The following is a 6,293-nucleotide window of genomic DNA, read 5'->3' on the forward strand; positions in this document are numbered from 1 at the left end:
CCTTGGTGTGTGCACAGGGGTGGGTTCAGAATATGTGGCGCATGCCGAGCCGCACCAGGGTCTGGGTCTTGCCGTCCGAGGGGCCGTTCAGGCCGGCGATCCAGGCGGTGGCGCCGGGCGCGCCGCCGGCGCGCTGGTAGACCAGGGCCGCGTAGGCATCGGTGCGCTTGGACAGCGCGTAGCCCAGCGTGGCGCTGGCCTGGTGGGCGTGCACCTTGTTCAGCGTGGCGTTGGCCCACTGGTACTGGTAATCCAGCAGCAGCGTGGTGCTGGCCGCCACCGGCAGGGTCGTGCCGACCTGCGCCACCTGTACCGAGCCGCCGGTAAAGGTATTGCGCGTGTTGGTGTACAGCGCGTTCAGCACGGCGGCGCCGAGCTGGTAGCGGCCGCCCAGGCCCCAGGTGCGGATGCCGTCGTTGCCGTTGTTGATGGCCGCGTTGCGGGCGTCGGTGATGGCGGCCGTCAACGCGAACGGGCCGCGTGCGTAGGATGCGCCGGCGCTGTAGGTGCGGCCCTGCCCCATGCTGCCCGGCTGTTCGCCGAAGCCGTACAGTGCGCCGAAGGTCAGGCCGCCGTAGTTGGCGCTGGTGAACTTGACCGAGTTGTCGACCCGCTTGGCGCCGGCCACGCCGTCGAAGTCCATGGCCCCGCCCGGCATGCCGGGCACGCCCAATCCGCCGAAGGGTCCCAAGCGCAGGTTGTACAGGCCGATCATCGGGAAGGACGGCCCGTAGCGGCCCGGCCCCAGCATGTCGAAGCTGAAGTCGTACTGCTTGCCCAGGGTCAGCGTGCCCCAGGACGTGGAACTCAGGCCCACGTAGGCCTGGCGGCCGAACAGCGGCCCCACGCTGGCGCCGTTGTCGGCCGCGAACTGGCCTTCCAGCGTGAACACCGCCTTCAGGTCGTTGCCCAGCGCCTCGCTGCCGCGCAGGCCGAACAGGTTGGGCGACAACAGCCCCGTGTCCATGGACCAGGTGCCATGGCCGCCCTGGTTGGACAGGTAGTTCACGCCGGCATCGATGATGCCGTACAGCGTGGTCGTGGTCTGCGCCATCGCCGGGGTGGCGCTGGCCAGTGCCAGCGGAAGCAGGAGTCTCGCGGTTTTCATCGTTATGGTCACTCGTCGGAGGTTGAAATGGGACGCCCCTCCTCCAGGGCGTCCCGGGAAACGTGCCGGGTCACGCAGCGGCGCATCCGGTCCAGCGCCTGGAGCTCGACGTCGCCGCGCGGCATGGCGCGGCAAGCCAGCACCACGCCCGCCGCCTCTTCCTCGGCGCTGACGCAGCCGCGGCTCATCTTCAAGGCCAGGTAGGCGCCGCGCACGACGCGGCTCTTGCAGACCCCGCAGCCGCCGCCGCGGCAGCCCACCGGAATGCCCTTGCGGCCCAGGGCCTCCATGCCGGCCAGCAAGGTCTGCGACGGCGCGCAGCGGTAGCGCTCGCCGGTATCCAGGATGTGGACCTCGTGGGTGTCGGCGTCCATGGGTGTCAGATCGCCTTGAACAGCGGACTGCGGCGGCCTTCCTGCGCCTGCGCCGCCGTCAGGAATTTCTCGACGTGGATATCGCGCTCGAACAGCCGGCCCTGCATCAGCGTCGCGATGCAGGCCTCGATCATGGGCGGCGGGCCGCACAGGTAGGCCTTGTGGCCGCGAAAATCCGCGCGCCCGTCCTGGCCCGCGTACAGCCGCGCCAGCACCTCGTGCACGAAGCCCGTCTCGCACCGCCCTTCCCCGTCGTGCGCCTCGGACAGCGCCGGCACGTAGCGGAAATTGGGATGCCGCACGGCCAGTTCCTGGAACCAGTCCGAGCAATACAGCTCGCCCGCATGGCGCGCGCCGTGCACCAGCGTGATGGGCTGCCGGCAACCCTCGGCCAGCAGTTCGGCGATCATGGACTTGGGACTGGACAGCCCGGAGCCGCCGGCCAGGAAGATCATCGGCACCTGCGCCGACTTGCGCACGTAGAAGCGCCCGAACGGCGCCGACAGCGGCAGGCACTCGCCCTCGCGCAGGTGCTCGTGGATGTAGCCCGTGGCCGCGCCGCCCTCGACCTTGCGCACGTGCAGCTCCACCACGTTGTCGCCCGGCGCGTTGGCCAGCGAAAACGCGCGCCGGCCCTCCACGCCGGGCACCGCAAGGTTGGCGTACTGCCCGGCCTGGAAGCGCACCGGCCGGTCGGTGCGCAGCCACACGCCCTTGATGGTGGGCGTCAGGTCGCGCAGCGCCACCACCTCGCCCACGTAGTCCTCCAGCGGCAGGTACTGCGCGTCGGGTTCCTCGTCGATATCGGCCTCGATCATCAGGTCGGCCTCAGGCATGGCGCAGCAGGCCAGGCAATGCCCTTCGTCCCGCTCGAAATCCATCAGCGCGAAACTGCTGGCCGCGCCGTGGTCCACCTCCCCCTCCTGCACGTGCACCTTGCAAGTGCCGCACAGGCCGTGCCCGCAGGCATGCGGCAGCCAGATGCCGCTGCGCAGGCAGGCGTCCAGCACGGTCTGCCCGGGCTCGATGTCGATGGTCTGGCCCAGCGGTTCGATGGTGAGTTGGTAACTCATGTGCTGCTCCTACGATCCTACGAATGGCTGCCGCCTATGCCTTCCAGCCCCGGCGTGCGCAGGCGTATGGCGGACTTGTGCACCAGGCCGTTGTCGGCCAGGCTCTTGGCCCGATCCGGCCGCCACGGCTGGCCGCCGTGCTTCCACTGCGCCGCCGACCAGTCGATGCGGGCGAAATCGGGATGAGCGCCGTAGATGCCGGGCAGAACCTCGTCCACCAGCGCGGCGAAAGGCATGTCCGGCGGCACCGGCAGGCACACCGGCGAGCAGAACATCATGTGGCCGTCCCAGTTGATGTACAGCAGCCGGTTGCCGCCGAACTTGTCCTCGGTATCCTGGACGGGGCCGGCGTAGCCGGGCTCGAGCGCGATGACAGGCATGTTCGTCTCCAAGGTTGGCCCACCCCGTACGCGCGTCGCGCGCCCCCTCGAGGGGGCGGCACTGGCGGACCGGCAGAGCCGGATCCGCGGTGCCCTGGATGGGATACATATGAGTTGATGCAGCGGATGGGTCGTTACGCGACTCGCTGTCCGGGCGCCTCGCCACCGGTCCAGCGGTCCCAGTTGCGCCGGTCGGCCGAGGTGTCGAAGTCGCCGTTGTCCTCGCCCGCCTTCAGGTGGTACCACTCCAGCACCTCGGGCACCGTGGCGCCGCCGCAGTTGCCCTGGAAGATCTGGTGCACCGGCAGCCACGCCTGCACGTACTTCTCGGGCTCGCCCTCGAACACGTCCTTGCAGCCGTCCGAGCAGAAGTGGTACTTCATGCCGTGATAGGTGGTCTCGCGCATGCAGATGCGCGTCGGATCGTCCGGCTCGGTAAAGGCCATGGGAATCTGGCAGATCTGGCACAGCATGGGCAGCGCGTTGTTGTAGAAGCGCTTGCCTTCCTGCGCCTGCCGGTCCCAGTACTCCAGGCGCGGGCGATACAGGCGATCGAAGCTGGCCGGGTACTTCTCCGACAGCCAGGCCATCTCGTCCGGCCGCGGGATCCACGTGTGGATCGCCGCCGCATGCGTGTAGTTGTAGAAAATGCCCCAGGCCTGGTGCGAGATGTGATCCTTCTCCTTGCGCGCCTGCTCGTGATACTTGGGCATGCGGATGCCGTAGCGGGCCAGATCCTGGAACAGCGCGCCGCCGTTCTTCTCGAAATAGATCTCCCACGCTTCCGACCACGACATCACGCGCTTGGGCAGCATGTAGTCCATCATCATCGCCACCAGCGTCAAGAGCCGGTAGCCGCGCCAGAACCACTTGTCTATCCACTTCTGCACGATGGGCAGGTTGTCCGGATCCTGTTCCAGCAGGAACTTCACGATCTCCAGCCCCAGCGTCATGTGGCGCGACTCGTCGCTCTGCGCCGAGAAGCCGAACGTGACCGTGGCCATGTCGCCGTTGAACGCCGCGCCGCTCATGAACGGCATGAACAAGAGATTCGTCAGCACGTACTCGAACGAGAACGAGATCGCCGTCACGAACTCGAACGGCCCCGCCGACATCGCGTCGTCGAAATACGACTTCGGCACCGACAGGTACCAGACCCGGTCATGCATGTGCTTGAAGTCGTGCAAGCCGTTGAAATACTTGTTGTAGTGGCTGATCGTGTGGATCTGCGTCTGCGAATGCCGCAACTCGTCGATCGACTGCATCTGGCACGCGATGCGCGCCCCCACCCCGCGGAAATTACGCCCCGCCATCGCATAGCCCCGGTGCGCCGCGTACTCCAGCGGGCTCACCCCTTGCAGGAACAGCTTGATGGCGTTGATGTAGCGCGCGTCGGTCACGTTGAACTGGCCGTTGTTCTGCGCGAAGGCATCGATGATGGCGTAGAGCTTGCGCTCCTTCTCGCCCTGGAACTTCCAGTACGCGTCCATCGTCAGGCGAAAGGGGTCCTCCCACTTGTCCCAATCGTGCACCTTGATGCCCTCGAACTTGTCGTAGGGGAACACCTTGTCCATCGGCTGGTAGCTGGTTTCCCAGCCCAGGTCGCGGGTCAACAGCGCGTAGCGCTCCTTCAGGCCCAGCTTGCGCGCGGGCGTCGATGTGGTCATATGCGTCTCCGTTTCTTGCTTGATGGGGAATGGCGTTTGGGGGCTTAGCGATGCCAGGCCAGCGTGAACTCGTCATCCGTCTCGTCGATGTTTCCCGACAGCGAGACCAGGTTCACGTGCAGCTCCTGCAGATCCCAGTCGCGGCCCAGGCGCTCCTCCACCGAGGCGCGCCGGACCACCAGCGAATCCGGCGCGTCGATCTTCACCATCGCGGGGAAGTCCTGGCGCTGCGCGTGCGGGTTGTCCTCCAGGATCGCGTCGATGATGCTGCGGGTATCGTCATTGGCCTGGAAGGCGATGAATACGTTTTGAGACATGGCGGTTCCTTGCTTGATAGAGACTCGGGTCAGACGGCAATCTGGCACTTCGCGGCGCGCTGGCGCAGCGCCGACACCGCCTCGTCCAATTGCGCGGCGGCGCGATCGCCGAAGGCAACGGCGGTCCACGGCGCCAACGCCTCCTTGCCGCGCGCAAGCCAGTCCTTCACCCAGCCCGACAACAACGCCGCGTTCGCCGGCGATTCCTCGGCCGCCGTCTTCAGGCAGGCATCCACCCAGCGCAGGTTCTCGCCATGCCAGTCGCGCATGAACTCCACGCTCATCCCGAAACCATTGCCCGTGGCCGCCGACAACTCCCGCTCCAGCGCCTGGAACACCAGCGGATACACCAGCCCGTCCAGCGCGAAGTCCTGCGCCACGAACACCTCGAACCAGTCCTTCGTCACGAACAGGTTCTCCACCTCGCGCCGCAGCCCCTGCCACCCCGGCGAACCCAGCCAATGCTGCTTCGCCCGCGCCAGCGACGCCCCCTGATTGCCGTCCAGCAGCAGCCCGATGCGGCTCAGGTACTGCGCCAGCCCCAGCCGGTCCATGCTCTGGTACTGCGCCGCCTGCGTGATCGCCGCCCCATAGCCATAGGCCGTCACATAACAGTTGTTCATATTCGCGCCCCACTCGTAGTGACGCAGCGGCAGCACCAGTTCCTCGATACGCTGCCGCACCTCACCCGGCGCCTCGCGCAGCAGGCCGCGCTTGTCCACGAACTCCAGCGCGCTCTCCTGCGCCTCCTGCTGCCGCGCGCGGGCCTGCGTGTACGTGCCGTAGTAGTAATGACGCGGATCCTTGAACGCGTACCAGTCCCGCATCACCACCGCTGTGCGGCGCGTGTCGTACAGCTCGAACCCCGGCTCCCACAACGGCCGGTAATGGAAATTCACCTCCGGCTGCAGGTCATAGGTCGCCTCCTGATAGCGCGACGCCGGCTTGTCCGCGCCGAAGCGGCGCGCAATGTGGGAAAACGTCTGGCGAATCGGACGGATGTCGGAAGTCTTGATATCGACTTGCATGGCTGGTTCTCGTCGGAAGGGAAAAGGGAAGGCGCTACTCGGCCAAGCCGGGCGAGCCATAGCGCCACTTCATGCGCTCCAGGTCCAGGCGGGCCGCTTCCTCCGCGCCCACCATCCGCACGCGGTTGCGGCGGCAGAACTCCTGGAATTGGGGAAACGCCAGCACCAGCTCCACGGCCAGCTCCGGATCACCTATCGAGAACTCGAACTCGACGTAGCGTAAGCGGCCGGTAATCACGCCTTGACGACGGCAATCAGGTGGCCGGTGTCCACCGATGTGGCAGCAGTTCGGCGATCCGATTGTTCCTCTGCGTTGTCAGCCGCGTGAGCACGTCCTTCAAGTAGG

9 protein-coding genes are annotated in these 6,293 nt (G+C 66.8%); all 9 read right to left on the reverse strand.

The window, feature by feature from the left end; all coding sequences use genetic code 11:
• Nucleotides 1-25 precede the first annotated feature (25 nt).
• Nucleotides 26-1,108 carry a porin gene (locus CDO46_RS08670; protein ID WP_087838138.1) on the reverse strand — a complete coding sequence of 361 codons (1,083 nt, stop codon included), beginning with the start codon at nucleotides 1,106-1,108 and terminating at the stop codon, nucleotides 26-28.
• Between the two features lie 8 nt (nucleotides 1,109-1,116).
• Complete coding sequence (locus CDO46_RS08675; protein ID WP_087838139.1) at nucleotides 1,117-1,482, reverse strand: 2Fe-2S iron-sulfur cluster-binding protein; 366 nt, start codon at nucleotides 1,480-1,482, stop codon at nucleotides 1,117-1,119.
• A 5-nt stretch (nucleotides 1,483-1,487) separates the two neighbouring features.
• The gene (locus tag CDO46_RS08680) at nucleotides 1,488-2,555 is read right to left on the reverse strand and encodes an NADH:ubiquinone reductase (Na(+)-transporting) subunit F (RefSeq protein WP_087838140.1); all 1,068 of its coding nucleotides are present in this window, start codon (nucleotides 2,553-2,555) and stop codon (nucleotides 1,488-1,490) included.
• Between the two features lie 17 nt (nucleotides 2,556-2,572).
• Nucleotides 2,573-2,935, reverse strand: coding sequence for a phenol hydroxylase subunit P4 (locus tag CDO46_RS08685; protein WP_087838141.1), 363 nt, complete (start codon nucleotides 2,933-2,935; stop codon nucleotides 2,573-2,575).
• A gap of 134 nt (nucleotides 2,936-3,069) precedes the next feature.
• Complete coding sequence (locus CDO46_RS08690; protein ID WP_087838142.1) at nucleotides 3,070-4,602, reverse strand: aromatic/alkene/methane monooxygenase hydroxylase/oxygenase subunit alpha; 1,533 nt, start codon at nucleotides 4,600-4,602, stop codon at nucleotides 3,070-3,072.
• Nucleotides 4,603-4,646: 44 nt separating this feature from the next.
• Nucleotides 4,647-4,919 (reverse strand): MmoB/DmpM family protein, encoded by a 273-nt coding sequence (locus tag CDO46_RS08695; RefSeq protein ID WP_087838143.1) that lies wholly within the window; start codon nucleotides 4,917-4,919, stop codon nucleotides 4,647-4,649.
• Between the two features lie 29 nt (nucleotides 4,920-4,948).
• Nucleotides 4,949-5,947: an aromatic/alkene monooxygenase hydroxylase subunit beta gene (locus tag CDO46_RS08700; RefSeq protein ID WP_087838144.1), complete on the reverse strand. Its 999-nt coding sequence runs from the start codon at nucleotides 5,945-5,947 to the stop codon at nucleotides 4,949-4,951.
• 34 nt (nucleotides 5,948-5,981) lie between these two features.
• Nucleotides 5,982-6,185 (reverse strand): phenol hydroxylase subunit, encoded by a 204-nt coding sequence (locus CDO46_RS08705; protein WP_217896298.1) that lies wholly within the window; start codon nucleotides 6,183-6,185, stop codon nucleotides 5,982-5,984.
• Nucleotides 6,186-6,201: 16 nt separating this feature from the next.
• Nucleotides 6,202-6,293: transposase domain-containing protein (locus CDO46_RS28810; RefSeq protein WP_140416839.1), on the reverse strand; the 92-nt coding region annotated here is incomplete at its 5' end.

This window comes from Pigmentiphaga sp. NML030171 (assembly GCF_002188635.1).
GTDB lineage: Bacteria > Pseudomonadota > Gammaproteobacteria > Burkholderiales > Burkholderiaceae_B > Pigmentiphaga > Pigmentiphaga daeguensis.

Excerpts from the sequence above, each read along its gene's own strand:
- CDO46_RS08680 (WP_087838140.1), bottom strand. The coding sequence starts at position 2,555 with ATGAGTTACCAACTCACCATCGAACCGCTGGGCCAGACCATCGACATC.
- CDO46_RS08675 (WP_087838139.1), bottom strand. The coding sequence starts at position 1,482 with ATGGACGCCGACACCCACGAGGTCCACATCCTGGATACCGGCGAGCGC.
- CDO46_RS08700 (WP_087838144.1), bottom strand. The coding sequence starts at position 5,947 with ATGCAAGTCGATATCAAGACTTCCGACATCCGTCCGATTCGCCAGACG.
- CDO46_RS08670 (WP_087838138.1), bottom strand. The coding sequence starts at position 1,108 with ATGAAAACCGCGAGACTCCTGCTTCCGCTGGCACTGGCCAGCGCCACC.
- CDO46_RS08685 (WP_087838141.1), bottom strand. The coding sequence starts at position 2,935 with ATGCCTGTCATCGCGCTCGAGCCCGGCTACGCCGGCCCCGTCCAGGAT.
- CDO46_RS08690 (WP_087838142.1), bottom strand. The coding sequence starts at position 4,602 with ATGACCACATCGACGCCCGCGCGCAAGCTGGGCCTGAAGGAGCGCTAC.
- CDO46_RS08695 (WP_087838143.1), bottom strand. The coding sequence starts at position 4,919 with ATGTCTCAAAACGTATTCATCGCCTTCCAGGCCAATGACGATACCCGC.